The 18,312-nt window shown below is 38.5% G+C and carries 16 protein-coding genes and 1 pseudogene; 6 read left to right on the top strand and 11 right to left on the bottom strand.

Translation table 11 applies throughout. The features are described from left to right. Positions 1–198 (top strand): hypothetical protein (locus EKM78_RS12965; RefSeq protein WP_211334347.1); only part of this gene is annotated, 198 nt, incomplete at its 5' end. Between the two features lie 746 nt (positions 199–944). Here the strand turns inward: EKM78_RS12965 and EKM78_RS07810 are convergent. From EKM78_RS07810 to EKM78_RS07795, 5 genes and pseudogenes are all read right to left on the bottom strand, one after another. Further along, positions 945–2,222: an MATE family efflux transporter gene (locus EKM78_RS07810; protein ID WP_245994991.1), complete on the bottom strand. Its 1,278-nt coding sequence runs from the start codon at positions 2,220–2,222 to the stop codon at positions 945–947. Between the two features lie 3 nt (positions 2,223–2,225). Next, positions 2,226–2,291: pseudogene (locus tag EKM78_RS13430) on the bottom strand (zinc-ribbon domain-containing protein); the annotation flags it as partial. Positions 2,292–3,051: 760 nt separating this feature from the next. Further along, positions 3,052–4,554, bottom strand: a complete 1,503-nt coding sequence (locus EKM78_RS07805) for a zinc-ribbon domain-containing protein (RefSeq protein ID WP_125771049.1) — start codon at positions 4,552–4,554, stop codon at positions 3,052–3,054. A gap of 632 nt (positions 4,555–5,186) precedes the next feature. Beyond that, a complete protein-coding gene (locus tag EKM78_RS07800) occupies positions 5,187–7,136 on the bottom strand; it encodes an ABC transporter ATP-binding protein/permease (protein ID WP_125771047.1) in 1,950 nt (649 codons plus the stop codon). Between the two features lie 51 nt (positions 7,137–7,187). Then, positions 7,188–7,940: a tyrosine-protein phosphatase gene (locus EKM78_RS07795; protein ID WP_125771045.1), complete on the bottom strand. Its 753-nt coding sequence runs from the start codon at positions 7,938–7,940 to the stop codon at positions 7,188–7,190. Positions 7,941–8,004: 64 nt separating this feature from the next. Here EKM78_RS07795 and EKM78_RS07790 point away from each other — a divergent pair, with 64 nt between their 5' ends. Further along, the gene (locus EKM78_RS07790; protein ID WP_125771043.1) at positions 8,005–8,778 is read left to right on the top strand and encodes a glycosyltransferase family 2 protein; all 774 of its coding nucleotides are present in this window, start codon (positions 8,005–8,007) and stop codon (positions 8,776–8,778) included. A gap of 165 nt (positions 8,779–8,943) precedes the next feature. Beyond that, the gene (locus EKM78_RS07785) at positions 8,944–9,273 is read left to right on the top strand and encodes a thioredoxin family protein (RefSeq protein ID WP_125771041.1); all 330 of its coding nucleotides are present in this window, start codon (positions 8,944–8,946) and stop codon (positions 9,271–9,273) included. Positions 9,274–9,474: 201 nt separating this feature from the next. Here the strand turns inward: EKM78_RS07785 and EKM78_RS07780 are convergent, their stop codons facing one another. From EKM78_RS07780 to EKM78_RS13095, 5 genes are read right to left on the bottom strand one after another with little or no spacing between them, the layout of a single operon-like run. Continuing rightward, positions 9,475–10,455, bottom strand: a complete 981-nt coding sequence (locus EKM78_RS07780; RefSeq protein WP_125771039.1) for an alpha/beta fold hydrolase — start codon at positions 10,453–10,455, stop codon at positions 9,475–9,477. A 28-nt stretch (positions 10,456–10,483) separates the two neighbouring features. Further along, positions 10,484–11,998: a sodium:solute symporter family protein gene (locus EKM78_RS07775; protein WP_125771037.1), complete on the bottom strand. Its 1,515-nt coding sequence runs from the start codon at positions 11,996–11,998 to the stop codon at positions 10,484–10,486. Then, positions 11,995–13,185 (bottom strand): cation:proton antiporter, encoded by a 1,191-nt coding sequence (locus tag EKM78_RS07770; protein ID WP_125771035.1) that lies wholly within the window; start codon positions 13,183–13,185, stop codon positions 11,995–11,997. The genes EKM78_RS07775 and EKM78_RS07770 overlap by 4 nt, the downstream gene beginning before the upstream one ends. Next, positions 13,182–13,544: a sugar phosphate isomerase/epimerase family protein gene (locus tag EKM78_RS13100; RefSeq protein ID WP_245994997.1), complete on the bottom strand. Its 363-nt coding sequence runs from the start codon at positions 13,542–13,544 to the stop codon at positions 13,182–13,184. The genes EKM78_RS07770 and EKM78_RS13100 overlap by 4 nt, the downstream gene beginning before the upstream one ends. A gap of 7 nt (positions 13,545–13,551) precedes the next feature. After that, the gene (locus EKM78_RS13095) at positions 13,552–13,944 is read right to left on the bottom strand and encodes a hypothetical protein (protein ID WP_245994988.1); all 393 of its coding nucleotides are present in this window, start codon (positions 13,942–13,944) and stop codon (positions 13,552–13,554) included. A 460-nt stretch (positions 13,945–14,404) separates the two neighbouring features. Here EKM78_RS13095 and EKM78_RS07760 point away from each other — a divergent pair, with 460 nt between their 5' ends. Both EKM78_RS07760 and EKM78_RS07755 read left to right on the top strand, forming a co-directional pair. Beyond that, positions 14,405–15,277: an N-acetylneuraminate lyase gene (locus tag EKM78_RS07760; protein ID WP_125771033.1), complete on the top strand. Its 873-nt coding sequence runs from the start codon at positions 14,405–14,407 to the stop codon at positions 15,275–15,277. Positions 15,278–15,290: 13 nt separating this feature from the next. Beyond that, entirely contained in the window at positions 15,291–15,983 is a 693-nt protein-coding gene (locus EKM78_RS07755; protein ID WP_125771031.1) for an N-acetylmannosamine-6-phosphate 2-epimerase, read from the top strand. A gap of 41 nt (positions 15,984–16,024) precedes the next feature. Here the strand turns inward: EKM78_RS07755 and EKM78_RS07750 are convergent, their stop codons facing one another. Beyond that, positions 16,025–16,846 carry a MurR/RpiR family transcriptional regulator gene (locus tag EKM78_RS07750; RefSeq protein ID WP_125771029.1) on the bottom strand — a complete coding sequence of 274 codons (822 nt, stop codon included), beginning with the start codon at positions 16,844–16,846 and terminating at the stop codon, positions 16,025–16,027. 86 nt (positions 16,847–16,932) lie between these two features. Here EKM78_RS07750 and EKM78_RS07745 point away from each other — a divergent pair, with 86 nt between their 5' ends. After that, positions 16,933–17,793: an ROK family protein gene (locus EKM78_RS07745; RefSeq protein WP_125771027.1), complete on the top strand. Its 861-nt coding sequence runs from the start codon at positions 16,933–16,935 to the stop codon at positions 17,791–17,793. Positions 17,794–18,312: the final 519 nt, after the last annotated feature.

The following is an 18,312-nucleotide window of genomic DNA, read 5'->3' as shown; positions in this document are numbered from 1 at the left end:
CTCATGAAAATTGGCATTGAGTATATAAGCCTCTTCTTAAATAAATGCATCAAAATAACCAAACCACGACGAGAACCGGTTTACCGCTTAGTGAAAGACCCAGCTTTGAAACAATCGAGTGGTCTTCTCGATTGGTTCAAAGTGGCGTCCATGGCGTTCCACGGTCGCAATTCCTGGAACCCCCACTACCGGCAATGAACCACAAAAAAAACAGAGACTGTTTTAGCCAGTCTCTGCTTTACAATTCATCTTGTTTTAGGTTTCGCATGCGAAAAAACAGATTGAATTAAGTGTAATGTTTTAAATATTTAGAGGGATTTGTGTGACACTCAAGTCACAAAACAGATTTAGTCAAATTGATCAACAAATCATAATTAGCGGATAATTATGAAATTGGTCCCATTCGGAAAAACTTAATACGGTTTAGTATAAGAGACTTGTTGACACTAAAATGCTGTTTCAAACAGTCATAGTAGCTTCGTAAGCAATCACTAGAATTGTTTGCAAAAACTTGATGTTCTTGTAAAGAATCATGCCCTGCAAGTGACATCAAGTACTGCGTTTAAGGAAACTCCAAAAGCAGTTATTTACCTGGTGAAATTGCAGTGCCCAAAAACACAGCCCGATTCAATGGAATCGTAACTTCTACATTATCAACGCAGTAGAAGTGGTCAAGAAATTAGAAAGTAACTAAGCAAACGGTAAAATTAGAAAATGCTTAATTAACTTTCTAACTGCAATTATACATGGAATTGTTAGCTAGTAAACAAAAAAACACAAGCTAATATTTTTTAAAAAATATTTTATTTTTAATATGGTATATACCTTAATATTTGTTAATCGTGATAATTATTTTATTAATAATTCCACCGTTATAAATAAGATGTTTAGAATATCAAAAAAGCCATTCAAATTAACCTTGAATGGCTTTTTTAGCGTTATAATTATCTTTTTTCTCGTGGATGTAATGTATAAGATAATAGCAATGATAGAACTGAAGTAATAATCAATATGTAAAAACTTGTACCGATTTCCACTAGTCCGGTAACAGTTTGTCCAGTGATCAATGATGCACTGATGACATTAGTTGAGAATAATGCATAGGCCACGATGTAAATGACGGAAGCTAACATCGAGAAAATACGAATTATTCTAATACTACCTTTAGTTCTGAAATTAGCGGCGATCAAGACGATCACCGGTGAAATGAAGCAAATGAATCTAACTGCTGAAGATAAATTCATGATCAAGGTCGTATGCACACCAAAGTTAACTGATACGTTAGCAGCATTAGCAATAGTGGCCGACAACGAAACGCCGTTGACGAAGGCACCGGTAATGGATGCAAAGAAAGCGACGATCGATGCGATAATGATCAACTTCTGTTTCCAATTACGACGGTGACTAGCTTTTTCCTCTTCACGATGTTCACGTTTTGCTTCTTTTTTACTTACCGGACGTTGATTGTAAGTTTGTTGAGGCTGAGCTTGATAGTTCTGGTAATTATTTTGATTATTACCTTGATAGTTATTGTTAGATTGATTTTGGTTATTTTGAGTTTCATCAGCACCATTATCATCTTTTCGTTTAGTGATCAGTTTATTCAGCTTGATCTCTTTTCCATGAACGATCTGTGAGGTCAAGAACCACGCTACTATGAAAATTGCTAATAAGATCCAGGAATAGTTACGTTTGATGAAGAATAGTAAGACTACTAAAACTACAGCAATGATATCAACATAAAGATTGTTCTTTAAAAATTTGATCATATTGGTAAAGATGCCATCGTCTTCTGATTCTTCTTCTTGCTGTTTAGTTTGGGAATTGAGTGGCTTGTCGTCAGGATAAACGGGCAAACCAGTGACAGGATCCAAATGGACTGGCTGGTCCAAATTCAAATTATCTGGCGCTTTTGGATGTTCATTTAATTTAGCCTGACGTTCCAGTTCGGCTTTTTGAGCTGGAGCCATATCCATTTTTGGATCTGCCTTCATCGGCTGATCTTCAACGGCATGTTTAGCTTCATCACGAAAGTTGAAAACACGAGTCCGGTCATCAACGTCATCATCTTCGTCAGACTGAGGCGAACTAGTTTGATTTTCAGCACGTTTACGTTTTTCTTGCTCATCAAGTTCTTTTTCAATATCTGCGAGTGAACGAACCGAATCATCCTCTTTAGGTGCATTTTCATTATTAGTAGAAATGTTAATATTTTTTTTCAAGGGCAGGCCACAATTATCACAAAAGTTTTGGCCAGGTTTAATCTCATGCCCACAATTTGGACAAATCATGCACATACCTCCATAAAATCTATACAACTTCAATTATACTAAACAAAAGAATTAATAAAACAAAATACCATCAAAGTTCACAGAAACGTCACAAAAAGCATAGAGAGCGCAGAGGCGCGGGTAGCTGCTGAGGATTTAGGGACTGTCGGCACCAAAGGTGCGGCGAAGCCGTGCCTGCCGACAGTTTCTAAACCGGAGGCCGCTGCGCCTCGGAGTTCGTTTTCACATCCTTGAGGATAAAAATTATAAGCACTATATAAGCTGCAGCAAGTTTAGCTATCAAAAATGGATAGCACTATGCTTTACATGATATTCGGTACGGGACCATCTGTGTTAACCGGAGGCCGCTGTGTGCCGGAACTCGTTTTCACATCCTTGAGGATAAAGAGAGAAAACACAATATAAATTGCAGCAAATTTATCAAACAAAAATAGATACCACTATTCTGTACATCAAACCCGTGCCGCGACAACCTGTGTTAGCCGGAGGCCGCTGCGCCTCGGAGCTCGTTTCAATATCCTTGAGGATAAACAAAAAAACCACTATCCAAACCGCTGCAACTTTAACTAGCAGAAAAAGAAGGTACCATTCCCATTCAACAAGTTTAAGAAATAAGAAAATCCAAACGAACATCTCTTAAGCCACTGCAACAATCCATATCACCTAAACACCACGAACTCCCGAAACTAGTATCCACTGGAAAGAACCAACACTTGAGGCAAAAAAATAGAGTGCCGATCAGCACTCTAAAGTTAAATTATTATTGTTGACCAGAACCAGGATTTCTATTTTGGTTACCAGAATTATTACCAGCAGATTCTCCGTTATTAAAATTAGCAGAATTGTTAGGTACGTTCTGATTACCATTGAAGTTAGTTTGGTTAGGGTTGCCGAAATTATTTGATTGCATATTTTGCATGTTCATATTACCCATTTGTTGAGCTCTAATTTCAGCATTTTGTCTGGAGTTAATTATTAACCAACGGATAGCAAATACTAAAGCCACAACCGATGCAATGATAGTTATGTAGTAACTATAGCCCAATTCCAAAAATTGAGACATCATCTTGACATCTTGATCATCATTGTTGTGTAGTGTCATTATGCCAATTCCTAAAGCGGCTAATAAAATTGTGGATAAAGCACTAGCAATGATCCTGATGATTGAGCTAGCTTTGTTTTTAACAAATGTGAAAATGATAGTAATGATGGGCAATAAGATAACGATCCATCTAGTTGCGGAAAGAAAGGCTTTAATAGCTTTCGCACCTTCAAGAGTACTATCGTCAGTGGATAAAGAAGATGTATAAGAACCAGCAGTAATCACGAATGTTACGATTTTTTTAAGGAAAGTTATAGCACCATTAAAGGTGAAAGTTGAGCCACTGATTCCAACGGCTTGGAAAAATGTCTGAGCATCTTTGTCAGGAATGTTAGTTACATCAACAGTTAGTCCAATAAAATTACCAACGAATAAGAACAATAAACTAACAATCGCAGCAATCCCAACGATGAGCTTCATTTTGTTAGTTTCAGCTGTGTCAGCAGCAACTGAATTTCCACCGATATTGCTAAATGTTGAGCTGATAGAATTGTTCAAAGGCAGAGCTTGAGCGTGGTTTTTATCAGCTAAGAAATACCAAGCGATAAGTGCTACAACTAAAACAATTGCAGCAACTTTCCAAGTAAATAAAGCAATCAATACGATAATAATAGCGGCACAAATTGCTAGGGCAGAATTGCTTTTTAAAAATGGCATCATATAACTGACAGCACTAGGTTGTGTTTGATAATTGCCCTGATTGTTTTGGAACTGGCTTTGATTGTTAAAATTTTGTTGTCCATTAAATTGTTGGCCATTTGGCTGAAAGCCAGGATTTTGCTGGTTATTTGGTTGGAAACCATTAGTGCCGAAATTTTGGTTATTGTTGCTAGCGTTAGGTTGGAAGCCAGTATTTTGACTGTTATTTGGATTGAAACCGGCATTCTGGTCATTATTCTGATAAAATCCAGCACCCTGACCAGCATTACCATTATTTGGTACAGAATTGTTATTTTGGTTCATATTCATCTGATTAAATTGATTGCCATTTTGGCTATCGATAGAACCAGTTGATCCCCCATTGTTTTGAATATTAGAAGCTTGCGAAGAGCCTTGTTCATTGCCAGAGTTTTGATTTTGAGCAGATTCAAGATTGAAACCGCACTTGTTACAAAGCTTCTGATCCTCAGCAACTTCAGCCCCACAGTTAGGACATGTCATATTAAAATTCCCCTCTATATTTAAAGATAAATATAATTATATAATAATTATTATACAAATCACAGATGACCGCAAAATAATTTATAATTTCTTGAACAAAAAATAAAGAGAGCGCAGGGAGATGGTCAGCTGGTGAGGATTTAGGGACTATCAGCACAAGAGTTCTGTGAAGCAGAGCTCGCTGATAGTTTCTAAACCGGAGGCCGCTATCTCCCGGAGCTCGTTTCCAATAAAGAGAGCGCAGGGAGATGGTCAGCTGGTGAGGATTTAGGGACTATCAGCACAAGAGTTCTGTGAAGCAGAGCTCGCTGATAGTTTCTAAACCGGAGGCCGCTATCTCCCGGAGCTCGTTTCCAATAAAGAGAGCGCAGGGAGATGGTCAGCTGGTGAGGATTTAGGGACTATCAGCACAAGAGTTCTGTGAAGCAGAGCTCGCTGATAGTTTCTAAACCGGAGGCCGCTATCTCCCGGAGCTCGTTTCCGCCATAAAACTAGTAACGTTTGGTACATAAAAATCAAGATTTTGTAACCAAAGAAAACGGTAGTAGTTATTTCTCGAAGCTCTTGCCAAAACTAAAAAAGCCACTGATCATAAAATCAGTAGCTTCAATATTATTATCTATTTTTCAAATTTATTCATCAGTTAAAGCATCACGAGGATCAAGGCGAGCGGCCCGGTGCGATGGTGCTAAGGCAGCAATCAAGCTGATCAAAACGCTAACGCCGATTCCAAACAACGCTTGTCTAGGAGAAATCGCCACGATCGAGTCCTTGATGACTCCGTAGGCGAGTGAATTAGCTCCCCATTGCACAAGGTAGGCGATAATGACCGCAAAAATTCCTGAAGAAAGACCGATCAAGAATGATTCGGACAAGAACATATTTCTTATATCGCTCTTGCGAGCACCAATGGCACGTAAGATACCGATCTCATGAGTTCGTTCAGAAACACTGATGTAAAGGACTACGATGATCATGATAGCTGAGACGATCAAGGAAATACCGGCAATAGCTGCTAAGACGTTAAAGGCTAGTTTCAAATATGTGTTCAAAGTATCGATGATCGCTCCAACACCAGTAATAGTGTAGGCGGAAACCGTTTTGCCTTTGTCATTGATCATCTTAAATGACTTAACTTTATCTTGGATAGCAGTGACATTAAAGGTACTATCAGAAGTCAAGGTGACGAAATTTGGCTCGATGGATACGCCATAATTGTCGGAAGCTTTGGTCAAAGTATCGTAAGTGATAGCAGTTGAACCTGACTTGATAACGCCGGCAATTGTTAGATCAGCTTTGACTTGCACAGGTTTATTATTGTGATCCTGCGAAGGGATGTAAATGGTCAATTTCTTGCCGATCAATTCATTGTATTTCTTGTTCAAACGATCAGCATCCGACTTCAGCAAAATGATCTCGTTGTTTTTGGGCTGATGACCGGCAACGATATCGCCGACTTTTTCCGTGGCATTCCACGTTTGAAAATACGGAACAGCAATGGTCTTGCCATTGGCGTGGACTTTTGGAGCTTGAGCAAAGTAGGCTTTCTCAATTTTTTTAACATGATCAATCTTGGCAAATTTTTGCAGATCAGAATCAGTCATGGTGATACCAGCTGATTCGGTGGAACTGTTGACTTGGTTAGTAGCAACATTTTTAGTGACTTGAATGGCATTAGGATTGACCTGATTAGACATCTGCGTGTTGATGTATCCAGTGATACCAGAACCTAGTCCCAGCATAAAAATCACTGCGAAGATACCAACTGCAGCACCTAAAATGATCAAAATATTTCGACCTTTAGTATAAAGGATATGTTCCCAAGCTAAGCGAAAAGTATCGCCAAAACTTAAGTGGGTAATTGCTGAACTTCTTCTTGGCTGATTAACGAGATAGCTTTGACGAATGATCATGTCAGAGTCGACGACCCCGTTCGCCAAGTGAACGATCCGTGTTCCGTAGTTAGCGACGGTTTGGGAATGGGTCACAGCGATAACGAGTTTTCCCTCAGCTGCGATCTGATTTAAGATCCGCAAGACTTCTTCAGTATTTTGTGCATCTAAAGCACCAGTTGGTTCATCGGCGATGATGATGTCTGGATCATTAGCTAAGGCACGGGCGATGGCAACGCGTTGTTTTTGACCACCAGAAAGTTGACTAGGATGCTTGTCGATGTGTTTAGTTAGACCGACACGCTGGATCAGCTCTAGCGCCCGCTTTTCACGAGCGCGTTTACTTAAATTCGACATTTCTAGAGGTACGAGGACGTTTTCAAGTACGGTCAAATGACTGACTAAGTGAAAGCTTTGAAAAATAAAGCCGACAGTGTGACTTCGATAGTTGTCTAAAGCCTTGTCCGAACCTTTTTTCAACGACTTGCCATTGACCAAAATATCGCCGTCAAACTGTGAGTCAAGGCCACCGATAGTATTAAGTAAAGTGGTTTTTCCACCACCAGATTCACCTAGGATCGAAACGAATTCGCCGCGATCTAAGCTTAGATTGATCCCTCTTAAAACAGGGAAGCGCTTCTTACCCAGGTAAAAAGACTTCTGTACGTTTCGAAGCTCCAGGAAACTCATATAATTCTCCATTCCACATAAGATATTAATATCATGATTATAATGTTTTTGTTATTCTAAGTAAATTGACCGTAATTTTTCGAGATCTTCGGTATTGATCCCTAGTGCTTTGTCCAGGTAATTGTCGAAGTCGCCGTAAAAGTGTTCGATTGCTTTAAAAACTGATTCGATGCTTTGGACATCGGCTTTAGTCATGTTCATTTTATTGATCGTCTGGTCGCCATTTTCATCATTGAGCGTTTGGTCGATAGTTTTTTGATCAGAATACATCAAATTGGTCAATAAATAATCGGAAACGATGGTAGGTGTGTCGACTTGTAAAGCTTTTAAGATCAAAATTGCACCGACGCCAGTCCGGTCTTTTCCAGCTGCACAGTGGAATAAGACGGAGTGATCCTCTTCCTTGTTATCTAGCAATAATTGGAATAAGAGCGAATATGATTGTTGGGCGTGAGCATCTAGAACAATACTTTGATAAATGCTCCCTAAATAAGTATCATTATTTTGTGGCAATATATTGGCTAATTTTTCACCATTACCTTTTAATGGATATACTGGGTCTGGATAAATTTCATAAAATTTAGCATTGACATCCGGCCAGAGCTTTTGCTCATTCATGGACCGAAAGTCAACAACGTATTTTAAACCATAAGCTTTTAAATATTTTAAGGTATCAGAAGTGATGTTACTAATGTCTCCTGAACGGAGAAGTTTACGGTATTTGACGGTTTTACCATCAGTGGTTTTGTATCCGCCGAGCTCACGTAAATTAATAGCACCTTCTAGATCTAAAATTCGTTTCATAATTACTTCCTCCATCGTTGCGCATTTGTAGGCGTTCACGATAAAATGCAAATAAGGTGATTTAATGATAAAGACAACGCTGTCGATCATATTGTCGGCATATAATGTTTCTAAATATATTTCTAAAACAATTTTGTCATTAGCTAATCAAACTAAGCAAGATTTTCAAGTTATAGCGATCGATGATCGTTCAACTGACGATACTTTAGCTATTCTCAAGCGATTTGAGCAAGAATACGACTGGCTGAAGGTGATTAGTCATGAAGAAAACTTAGGCGTCTCTTCAGTTAGAAATACCGGTATTCAAGCAGCTAATACTAAGTATATTACTTTTATTGACGGTGACGATTGGCTTGAACCAACTTATGTTGAATATTTTTTAAATAAGTTTATTGAAGATCCCGAACTTGACTTGATCAGTTGTGGCTTTTTTATTGATAATCAAAACGGCAAGAGCAAGCCACAATCTGAAAAGAAGGCTCTCGGTAAAGTCACTAGGGATGAGGCTATTAGGCAGATCATCAAGATGAATGGCGTTGTCATGGGATACACTTGGAATAAGATGTATCGTTTAGAGTTGATCAAAGAGCATGAGTTGACCTTTTTAACTGATCTAGCTTTGATGGAAGACCAGCTCTTTAACGTTGAATATGCCACTGTTGCCAACAATTTCTATTTGTCAAAGATGCCCTTGTATCATTACGTTTCTCGAAAGGATAGCTTGACGAGGAAATTCGACGTTGAAAACGTCAAGAACGTTAGTGTGGCAACCTTGAAAGTTTATAAGACTATTTATCAAAATTCTAAAGAAGAACGCCAAGAAAGAGAAAATCAATAATCACGGATGGACTTAAGCGAGTGCTTAAGTCTTTTTTAGTCTCTACTTGGTATTTTATCAAATTTATAATAAAAGAAAGCGGTTTATTTTGTGAGAGCTAATTATTTGCTGAATAATACCATAGGGGGTATATTATTATCATAGAACCAAGGAGGGAATTAAGATATGGAATCAAACGTAAAAGAAATCCATGATAACAACTATGAAACAGAAACAAACACTGGGGTAACTGTAGTCGATTTTAGAGCAGACTGGTGCCCACCATGTAAAATGATGGATCCAATTTTAAAACAACTTTCAGCTAATGATGTGTTGGGTGATAAGGTTAAATTTACATCGATCAACGTCGACAATGATCCACAAATCGCTAATCAATTAGGAATCCAAGGAATCCCAACTTTCTTGATCAAAAAAGACGGCGAGATAGTTAATCGGATCGTCGGTGCAAGACCAAAAGATAATTTCAAAGCTGAAATTGAAAAGCATTTAGATTAAGCTAGTACTAGTATTGATTGGAAATTAATTGTTTATAGCCCACAGGGTATAGATAACATATTAGAAAATTATTTGTAGAAATCAAATCATATCAATAGTTAAGGCAAATACCTCTGATAGCAAAGGTATTTGCCTTTTTTTGTACTGATAATCAACAAACAAAAAAGCAGTCCTTAGGCTGCTTAATGAAAAATCAGAATCTTAGTCCAATTGTGTTTTGTCAACGATCTCAAAACCAGTAAGCCAATTAAAAATTGAATCATTTACATGGACATGTAAGTCTTCATGACCATATTCTGGCAATAAAACCATTTCTTTTTTACAAGTTAGTCGGTTAAACATTGCAAATTGAGTAGAAGGGAAGCAGATCTGGTCTTCGAGACCAGTAAATAGTTTAACCGGAGCCTTGATCCGATGTGCCATGTTCTTGACATCGATATAAGACAAAGTATGAAGAATAGTATCTTCTGTTTTGTGGAATGGATCAGAAAACTTAAAGTATCGGAATAACTCGTCGTAGGGTTCATCCCGATTGCCGATTTCTAACACCCGTTTGAAATCGGATAAGAATGGATAAAATACTGCTACCCGCTTTATTCTGGGATTTAAAGCTGCGGCAACTAGTGATAATGCTCCGCCTTGTGATCCACCAAAAACAAAAAGTCTAGATTCGTCAACAAATGAAAGAGCTGCGACTACTTCAATGACTGAGTACACGTCTAAGTAGACATCTTTGAAAAATAATTGGTCTCTCCCGGCAATTGCACCGCGGATTATCTGACCTTTAACGGTATTTCCAATGACTGACTGCGTATCAGTCGATTTCCCTTGTTGTCCTCTGACATCCATGGCCACGATTCCGTATCCTACGGCAGGGTATTGGAAAAGGTCAGACCAGTCTGGCGACTGACCCATGTAGCCGTGGAAAGTGAAAACAACCGGGATGCTGGATTGATATTTTGGAAACACGCATTTGGCATAAATTGTCGCATCGTTAGTACCTTTGAAACGCAATTCATAGCAATCTAAAGTCGGTAAGCCAAAATCCATTGGTGTCAATTGATACTTATAGGAGGAGGAGAGTTGGGAGAGATTCTGGTCCCAAAATTCATCAAAGTCTGCTGGAATATCTTGTCTACCAGTGTAAGATTTCATTTCTGTAAGTGGCATTGGATCTCTCATTAGTCTTTCTTCTTTCTAAAATGTAATATTATTTGGTTTCTTTTACATAGTCTTGATTAACTGTTGAAGCTGTAAGTCCAACAATGTTGTGAACGTATTTCTTTGGAGCTAAGAAACTGATCAAGTAAGTAAATACAAATGATGTAATGAAGGCAACTGTTGCAACGATCAATGATGAGTCACTGTTTTGTTGAACAAGTACTGTACAAATAACACTAAGGATCAAACCAATAACCGCACCAAATGTATTTGAATGTTTGGTGAAAATACCAGCTGCAAAGATACCAGCAATAGGAACACCAAACAAACCAGTAACCGTTAAGAATAGATCCCAAGTCTTAGAAGCATTACCGATCAATAAGTAGATCGACATGCCTAGACCAAATAGTCCAGTAATGATGATGATTACCCGAGCAAGTGTAACGTCAGACATATTCTTAAGTTTGTCGTTGAAAAATCTTTGCTTAAAGTCAGTAACGACACAAGAAGAAATAGCATTCAAACTAGATGCAATGGTTGATTGTGCTGCGGCAATGATAGCAGCGATAACCAAACCGGCAATTCCGGCAGGGATTTCAGTAATAACAAAGTAAGGTACGATGGCACTAGTATTGAAGCCGTCTGGTAGAGTACCCATATTTTTGTAGAAACTGAATAAAACAGTACCCATACCGAAGAACAATGGGATAGTGATCAAAGATAAAATACCGTTAGTCCAAAGAGATTTGTTAGTTTCTTTTTGTGTAGCAGTAGTTTGGTATCTTTGAACAACGTCTTGTGAACCTGTGTATTGATACAAAGTATTAAAGAATTGACCGGCAAAGATCAATGGGATGAACTTAGTTAAGTCGCCAACATTGAAATCTTGTGTTGAGATGAGCTTGTGTCCAGAAACGGCATCACTGAGAACTGTTCCAAAACCACCCTTGATCGAAACAACACCAACGATGATAACTAATAAAGCACCGCCGAGGAGCAACATACCTTGGATAACATCACTCCAGATAACACCTTCGATACCACCAAGGAATGTATAAATAATACATAAACCACCAACGACGCAGGCAATCAAGATCGGATTGATGTTAGAAACTGATGTGATCGCGATGATTGGTAGGTAAATAACGATGGCAACACGTCCGATATGGTAAAGGACGAAGAGTAAACTACCGATAACACGCATGATCGGGCTGAAACGTTCCTCTAAATACTCGTAAGCTGTTGTAACTTGAAGCTTTCTGAAGAAAGGAACGTAATATTTGATCAAAATTGGAACAATCAAAATGATACATAAATTACCAAAGGCATAAGCCCAGTCTTTTAAATAAGATTGTTCTGGCGTAGACATGAATGTGATGGCACTCAATGTTGTAGCGTAAATACTGAATCCTGCAGCCCAGGCAGGGATAGAACTTTTAGCTTTGAAAAAAGCATCGGTGTTTTTACTGGCTTTTTTCGTGAAATAGACGCCGACACCTAGCATAGATAATAGATATACGACTAAGACGATCCAGTTGATCGTCCCAAAACCAATTTTTGTCATACTTTCACCTCATTTAATGAATCGGAACTAATAGAATTTTTTTTGTTAGATCTTTGAATGAATAATTTCAGGATAACTGGGGCAATGATGGTCGTCACGACGGTGACTAAGATCATTGCTGTGTAGTGATTCTTGTCGATCAATTGCGATGTCAAAGCAACGTTTGATACGACTAAAGCCATTTCCCCACGGGAGATCATTCCGGCTCCCACAATGTTGGCTTCAGACCAATTGAGATCGAACATTTTGGCGCCTAAGGAACCACCGATCTGTTTTCCTAAAATTGCCACGATAATTAATAATGTAATGAATAAAATGTCATTTTGGAGACCTTTGAAACTAATGTTCAAACCGATGCTGACGAAAAATACTGGGATGAAAATGGCATAGCCGATCGGTTCGATTTTTTGTGCTAAACTCTTTTGATATTTTGTTTCTGATAGAGCAATTCCAGCAAAGTAAGCACCTAGCACGTCACTCATGCCTAAGGCTACGGCAATAGCCGCAAAGCCAAAGCAGAGGATAACGGCGCCAGTAGCTTCGTTTTCGCTAGTGTTAAGTTTACTGAAGAAATCCATGAATTTTGGAACAAAGTAGCGACCTAAAACGAGCATTAAGACGAAGAATAATAACTTGGTCGAGATCATTAACCAGAGCGGTTGATCACTTCCAGCGTTTCCGAAGAAGGCTACACAGATACCAAGTAAAATGACACAGATGATGTCATCAGCAACGGCGGCACCTAAGATAATAGCTCCTTCTTTGGAATTCATCTTCCCCATTTCTTTTAATACTTGAACGGAAATGCTAACGGAAGTCGCACTTAGGATCAGGCCGATAAAAACTGCGGTGGTCCACTTAAATCCGAAGGCTAAGGCACATAATCCGGCGGCAGTGATCGTAGGGAAAATGACTCCTAGGATCGCTACAGAAAGTGCCGGTTTCCAAAATTTCATCAATAAATGCAGGTCGCCTTCCAAACCAGCGATAAACATTAAAACGATCACGCCAATTTCGGAAAAGTATTGGATAAAGGTCGTGCCAGCCAAGATATTTAAAACAGCCGGACCAGCAACGACACCAACTAGTAGTTCACCAATGACACTTGGGAAATTGAGCATGTTAGATAAATGTGCACCTATTTTAGTGAGAATAAGGATCAAAACTAGTTGAACTAAATAACTCATAGCGATTTGACACTATCGAAAAGTAATTGATTCACCTTATCGATCTCAGACATCAAATTTTGATCAGGGATGTCATATTCTAGAAAAATAGGAGTGTCACTATTTAATTGTTTGACTAAAGTCTGCCAATCAGTTGCACCGTGACCGAGCATAACTGTGGTTTTATCTTTGATATCTTTCAAGTGGAAGACCGAAATATCGTCTTTTAATGCTTTGAAAGCTTCAGATGGCATTTCATTTATCCAGTACCAGTTCCCGGAGTCAAAAGTATAACCAAGTGGCATTTGTTGGTCTTTAAGACGTTTGATGCCAGCTTTGAAAGTGGCTAAAACACCATTTTCGTTCGGCTGATTTTCAATGGTAACTTTAACAGCTGCTTGGCTTAACAGCTGCTTGGCTTAACAGTTGTTTGAGCTGGCCCATTTGTTGATCGGTAATATTTTCTAAGCTACCTAAACTAATCTTCAAGTGGTCAATGTGGTACTTGTCAGCCATATCAATATAAGAATTGATTTTTTCATTAACATGATCATTTAAAAAGAGTTCATCTGGGATTGAGTAAAAATAACCCCAGTCGTTGTCAGCACACAATAGATTGATCTGTTTTAATTCTTCATTCTTTGTTTGTTCGTTAAACAATTCCCCACGAACTTCAATATTATCTATTGGTTGGCCAACGAGTCGTTTTAAACAATCAATTTGATTATCGCCATTTTCGACATTATGGAGGAAAACAGCTGTATTGATTGAAACGTTCATATTTCTCACCTCTCCAAACAAAAAAAACCGTCACTAAAAATTACGCCATGCGTATCTTTAGTAGCGGTTAGAATGATTGGGATAACTATTACGTTGAACAATATAGCATGATTTTGCAGAGATGTAAACGTTTTCTGTGAATAATATTTATATTTGCTTTATCCGAAAATCATTAACAAGAAAATATTTCCTATTAAATATACATATAAAATTAGCTCAGATATGTCGAAAATTGTCTTTAGAAATTAGCGAAAAATGCTCGATAATAGGAAGAAATTACTTACGAAAAAATAATTTATAATTTCTTAATTGATTGCGGCACAATAATTTAACCATTATAACGATAATTATTATCGAAAAATAGAATTGAAATATTTATTATTGTGGTGTACATTAATGGCAGCGGTAGGGGATTGGAAACTATTACAAAAATAAAATTATAAAATATCGAGGCTTACTCATGAAAAAATTATATTCTGCATTGATGACTGCTTTTGACAAGGATGGAAATATCAACGAAGCAGGTATTAGAGAAATGATCCGTTACAACATCGACGTTAACAAAGTTGACGGTCTATACGTTGGCGGAAGTACAGGTGAAAACTTCTTATTAGCACCAGAACAAAAACGTGAAGTATTTAAGATCGCTATCGATGAAGCTAAAGATGACATCGATTTGATCGCTCAAGTTGGTTCACTCGACCTTAACGAATCAAAAGCCTTAGCTAAGTTCGTTACAGATCTTGGTTATCCTAAGATCTCAGCTGTTACACCATTTTACTATCAATATTCATTTGAACAAATCAAAGACTACTACAACGAAATCGTTAAAGATGTCGACAACAAGTTGATCATTTACTCAATTCCTGCACTTACAGGTGTTGGACTATCACTTGAACAATTTGCTGAATTATTCGAAAATCCAAAGATCATCGGTATCAAGTATACTAACGCCGACTTCTTCCTATTAGAAAGAGTTCGTAACACATTCCCTGACAAGTTGATCCTCTCTGGATTCGACGAAATGTTACTACCTGCATTAGCATTGGATGTTGATGGAGCAATCGGTTCAACTTATAACTTAAATGCTAAGAGAGCTCGTGCTGAAATGGAAGCCTTTGAAGCAGGTGACATCGACAAAGCTCGTCAAATCCAAAAAGTCAGCAACGATGCAATTTCAGCATTGATCGCCAATGACATTTATCCTTCATTGAAACTTGTATTTGAAGAAATGGGTGTTCACGCTGGCTATACTAAAGCACCAATGGCAAAACCAAACGATAAAATGCGTGCCGGTGCTAAGAAGATTTACGAAGACTATTTTAAAGATTAAGAAGTGAGTGAATATGAAAAATAACTTTATGGAAGTAACCAAAGGACACTTGATCGTTTCTTGTCAGGCATTAGATGGTGAACCACTTCATAGTTCATTCATTATGTCACGGATGGCTAGAGCCGCTAAGCAAGCAGGCTCAGTTGCAATTAGATGCAATTCCGTCGTGGACATTCAAGCGATCCAAGATGAAACGAAATTACCAATAATTGGATTAGACAAAGTTGACTATCCAGATTCTCCAGTTTATATCACACCTACGATCAAAGAGATGCGAGCAGTTGCTAGCACTGGTGCGGAAGTAGTTGCCTGTGATGTTACTGGTCAAAAGCGACCAAACGGTGAAAAATTAGCTGACATCGTGAAACAAATGCGCCAGGAGTTTCCTGATACATTGTTGATGGCTGACACGGCGACCTTAGACAATGTGCGTGAAGCTAATGAACTAGGTTTTGATATTATCGGAACGACAATGCATGGTTACACCCCTGAAACGACTGGCATGAACGTAGCTGATAATGATTTTGAATACTTGAAAGAAGTACTTAAAGTTTCGAAGAAACCTGTCATTGCTGAGGGCAAAGTGGACACTCCTAAAAAGGCTCGCCGCTGCATTGAATTAGGATGTCACGCAGTTGTAGTCGGTGGTGCTATCACTAGACCATTAGAAATTGCATCGAAATTCATCAACGCGGTCAATGCCTAAAAAAAGCTCAAGGGATGTCAAATTGACTTCCTTTGGGCTTTTTAATTGTTATTACGAAATTTATTATCCATCACGATCTCAACAGTGTGACTGAGACGTTCTTGATAAGTACTGTTATCTAGCAGTAAAGTTGTAATGATGTCGAGAACGTAAGTAATAGCAAATTGCGAATTAATAAAATGAGTGTTATCAATAAATTCACTGTTCTTGACGAGTACCGGATAATCGGCTAATTCATATAAGTGACTTTTTTCAACCCCAGTGATACCAATAACTTTGGCCCCACTTTGTTGAGCCAGATCAGCGGCTTTGTTAAGATCAGTTGTACTTCCCGACGTGGATAATGCCAAGATAACATCGTCTTTATTGATGATCCCACTGGTGATATACATAATGTGGCTTTCAGTCATTGGATAGGCAGCGATACCCATCCGGATCAGGCGTTGAGCCATTTCTTGAGCCGTGTAACCCGAACTTCCAATACCAAAGACATAGATCCGACGACAATTGGAGATGACTTGAACGATTTCTTTTAGTTCATCGAGATCGATCCGGTCGGCAGTATCACCCAGCACGCTCTTGTAAAAGGAAAAAACTTCATCAGCAATTGAACCTTTACTGATCTCTTTAGATTCCACGGGACAATTGCTAGCTAAATTGAGCTTCAATTCGTAAAAATCATGACAGCCCATTTTTTTTACAAAACGGGTGATCGTGGCATTACTAACAGCAACTTTCTTCGCTAAAGTTGTAATATTCATCGTTTGAACTTTTTGGGGATTTTGAATGATTTCTAAAGCTACTTTTCTTTCTTGCCGAGAAAGAGAAGGTAGGTCTTCTTCGATTTTTTTAAGGATCTTCATAAAATGCACTCCTTAACATGTTTAATACAATAATAAGTATTATAATGCACAATTACAATAATGATTACTGAAATGAGGCAATTAAAATGACGAAAAAATATCTAGCATTCGACGTTGGTGGTACTACAATTAAATATGCATTAGTTGACAGTGAGTTAAATATTACTGAACCAGGAAAAGTGAACACAGAACATAACAAAGATGGTCATATTTTAAAACAATTGATCGAAATCTCACATCAATTTCAACAGAAGAATTTGTTGAGTGGGATCGGTGTAAGTACCGCTGGGATCGTTGGAGATGATGGTGCTATTTTGTACGCTGGACCAACTATTCCAGACTATCAAGGGACTAAGATCAAGCAAGAATTAGAAGAGGCCACAACATTGCCAGTTTTTGTGGTGAATGATGTTGACGCGGCTTTATTGGGTGAAGCAGTTGATGGTACTGCTAAGGAAATGGACAATGCATACTGTATTGCTCTTGGAACTGGTATTGGCGGTGCCAATTTGCAAAACGGTCATTTGATCAGCGGCGAACACAATTTTGCTAATTCGATCGGCTATATTCTTTATGAAAAAGAAAGCGACACTTACTATGAGCAAAGAGCTTCTACTTTGGCGCTTGAAGCGGATCTTAAACAGTATCATGTTGGTGTTATTGAGGCTTTTGCACTGGCTAAAAGTGGCGATGAATTTTATAAGAAAATTTTGGATCGTTGGGCTTATGAAGTGGCTAGGGGATTGGCTGAGATTGTGCTTTTGTTTGATCCAGAAGTTATTGTGATCGGTGGTGCTGTGTCGCAGCAAGGTGATTTTTTGACTGATTTGTTGATGGATCAGTTGCGACAATTGGTGCCAGCAGGGTTGCTTAAGTCTGAACTTAAGACTGCTGAACTGGCTGATCAAGCACAGTTGTTGGGTGCATTGTCAGAGTTTCTTGTATAAATGTAAGAGGAAATAAGCAGCAGTAGAGGTTTGGTTGCTTTAGTTGGTGTTGAGATGTGCTGGGATTTTAGTTTAGTTTGTTTTGGGTTGAGGTAGTAGTTTGGCTGTACGTTCAATGCCGGTTCCGGGTCGGGGCGCTATATGGGACTGGAACGCTGCCGACATCGATTTGAGCTTATTCGGGAAGATCGCCCGAACAATCTCAAATACGAGTCTTCCTCTAAGCTCCTTCGTCGCCAAGAGGAATTTGGCGGCTGAGCCCATATAGCGCCCCGACCCTCCACCTAGGTAAGTATGTATAATCCCCCCTCGGGTTGAGATTTACCGATTTATTTTGATCAAATTGGCACTGTTTGATCGTCCTATTTCTCACATGTCTATCTCAATCTTTACCAAGATAGTAAAAGCAAAAGCAAAAGCAAAACCAAGATCAAACCCCGACCTAAACCAAATTTCATATTATTCAAGTTTTGAATCGAGCTTATAATTTGAATGTTTCGATAATGTATTCTCAAAAAA

This window comes from Companilactobacillus furfuricola, from assembly GCF_003946325.1.
GTDB lineage: Bacteria > Bacillota > Bacilli > Lactobacillales > Lactobacillaceae > Companilactobacillus > Companilactobacillus furfuricola.
The sequence above is the reverse complement of the archived record's forward strand: the minus strand, read 5'-3'. Positions and strand labels throughout refer to the sequence as shown.

Coding starts and splice junctions, on each gene's coding strand:
- EKM78_RS07805 (WP_125771049.1), bottom strand. CDS start 4,554: ATGACATGTCCTAACTGTGGGGCTGAAGTTGCTGAGGATCAGAAGCTT.
- EKM78_RS07800 (WP_125771047.1), bottom strand. CDS start 7,136: ATGAGTTTCCTGGAGCTTCGAAACGTACAGAAGTCTTTTTACCTGGGT.
- EKM78_RS07795 (WP_125771045.1), bottom strand. CDS start 7,940: ATGAAACGAATTTTAGATCTAGAAGGTGCTATTAATTTACGTGAGCTC.
- EKM78_RS07790 (WP_125771043.1), top strand. CDS start 8,005: ATGATAAAGACAACGCTGTCGATCATATTGTCGGCATATAATGTTTCT.
- EKM78_RS07785 (WP_125771041.1), top strand. CDS start 8,944: ATGGAATCAAACGTAAAAGAAATCCATGATAACAACTATGAAACAGAA.
- EKM78_RS07780 (WP_125771039.1), bottom strand. CDS start 10,455: ATGAGAGATCCAATGCCACTTACAGAAATGAAATCTTACACTGGTAGA.
- EKM78_RS07775 (WP_125771037.1), bottom strand. CDS start 11,998: ATGACAAAAATTGGTTTTGGGACGATCAACTGGATCGTCTTAGTCGTA.
- EKM78_RS07770 (WP_125771035.1), bottom strand. CDS start 13,185: ATGAGTTATTTAGTTCAACTAGTTTTGATCCTTATTCTCACTAAAATA.
- EKM78_RS13095 (WP_245994988.1), bottom strand. CDS start 13,944: ATGAACGTTTCAATCAATACAGCTGTTTTCCTCCATAATGTCGAAAAT.
- EKM78_RS07760 (WP_125771033.1), top strand. CDS start 14,405: ATGAAAAAATTATATTCTGCATTGATGACTGCTTTTGACAAGGATGGA.
- EKM78_RS07755 (WP_125771031.1), top strand. CDS start 15,291: ATGAAAAATAACTTTATGGAAGTAACCAAAGGACACTTGATCGTTTCT.
- EKM78_RS07750 (WP_125771029.1), bottom strand. CDS start 16,846: ATGAAGATCCTTAAAAAAATCGAAGAAGACCTACCTTCTCTTTCTCGG.
- EKM78_RS07745 (WP_125771027.1), top strand. CDS start 16,933: ATGACGAAAAAATATCTAGCATTCGACGTTGGTGGTACTACAATTAAA.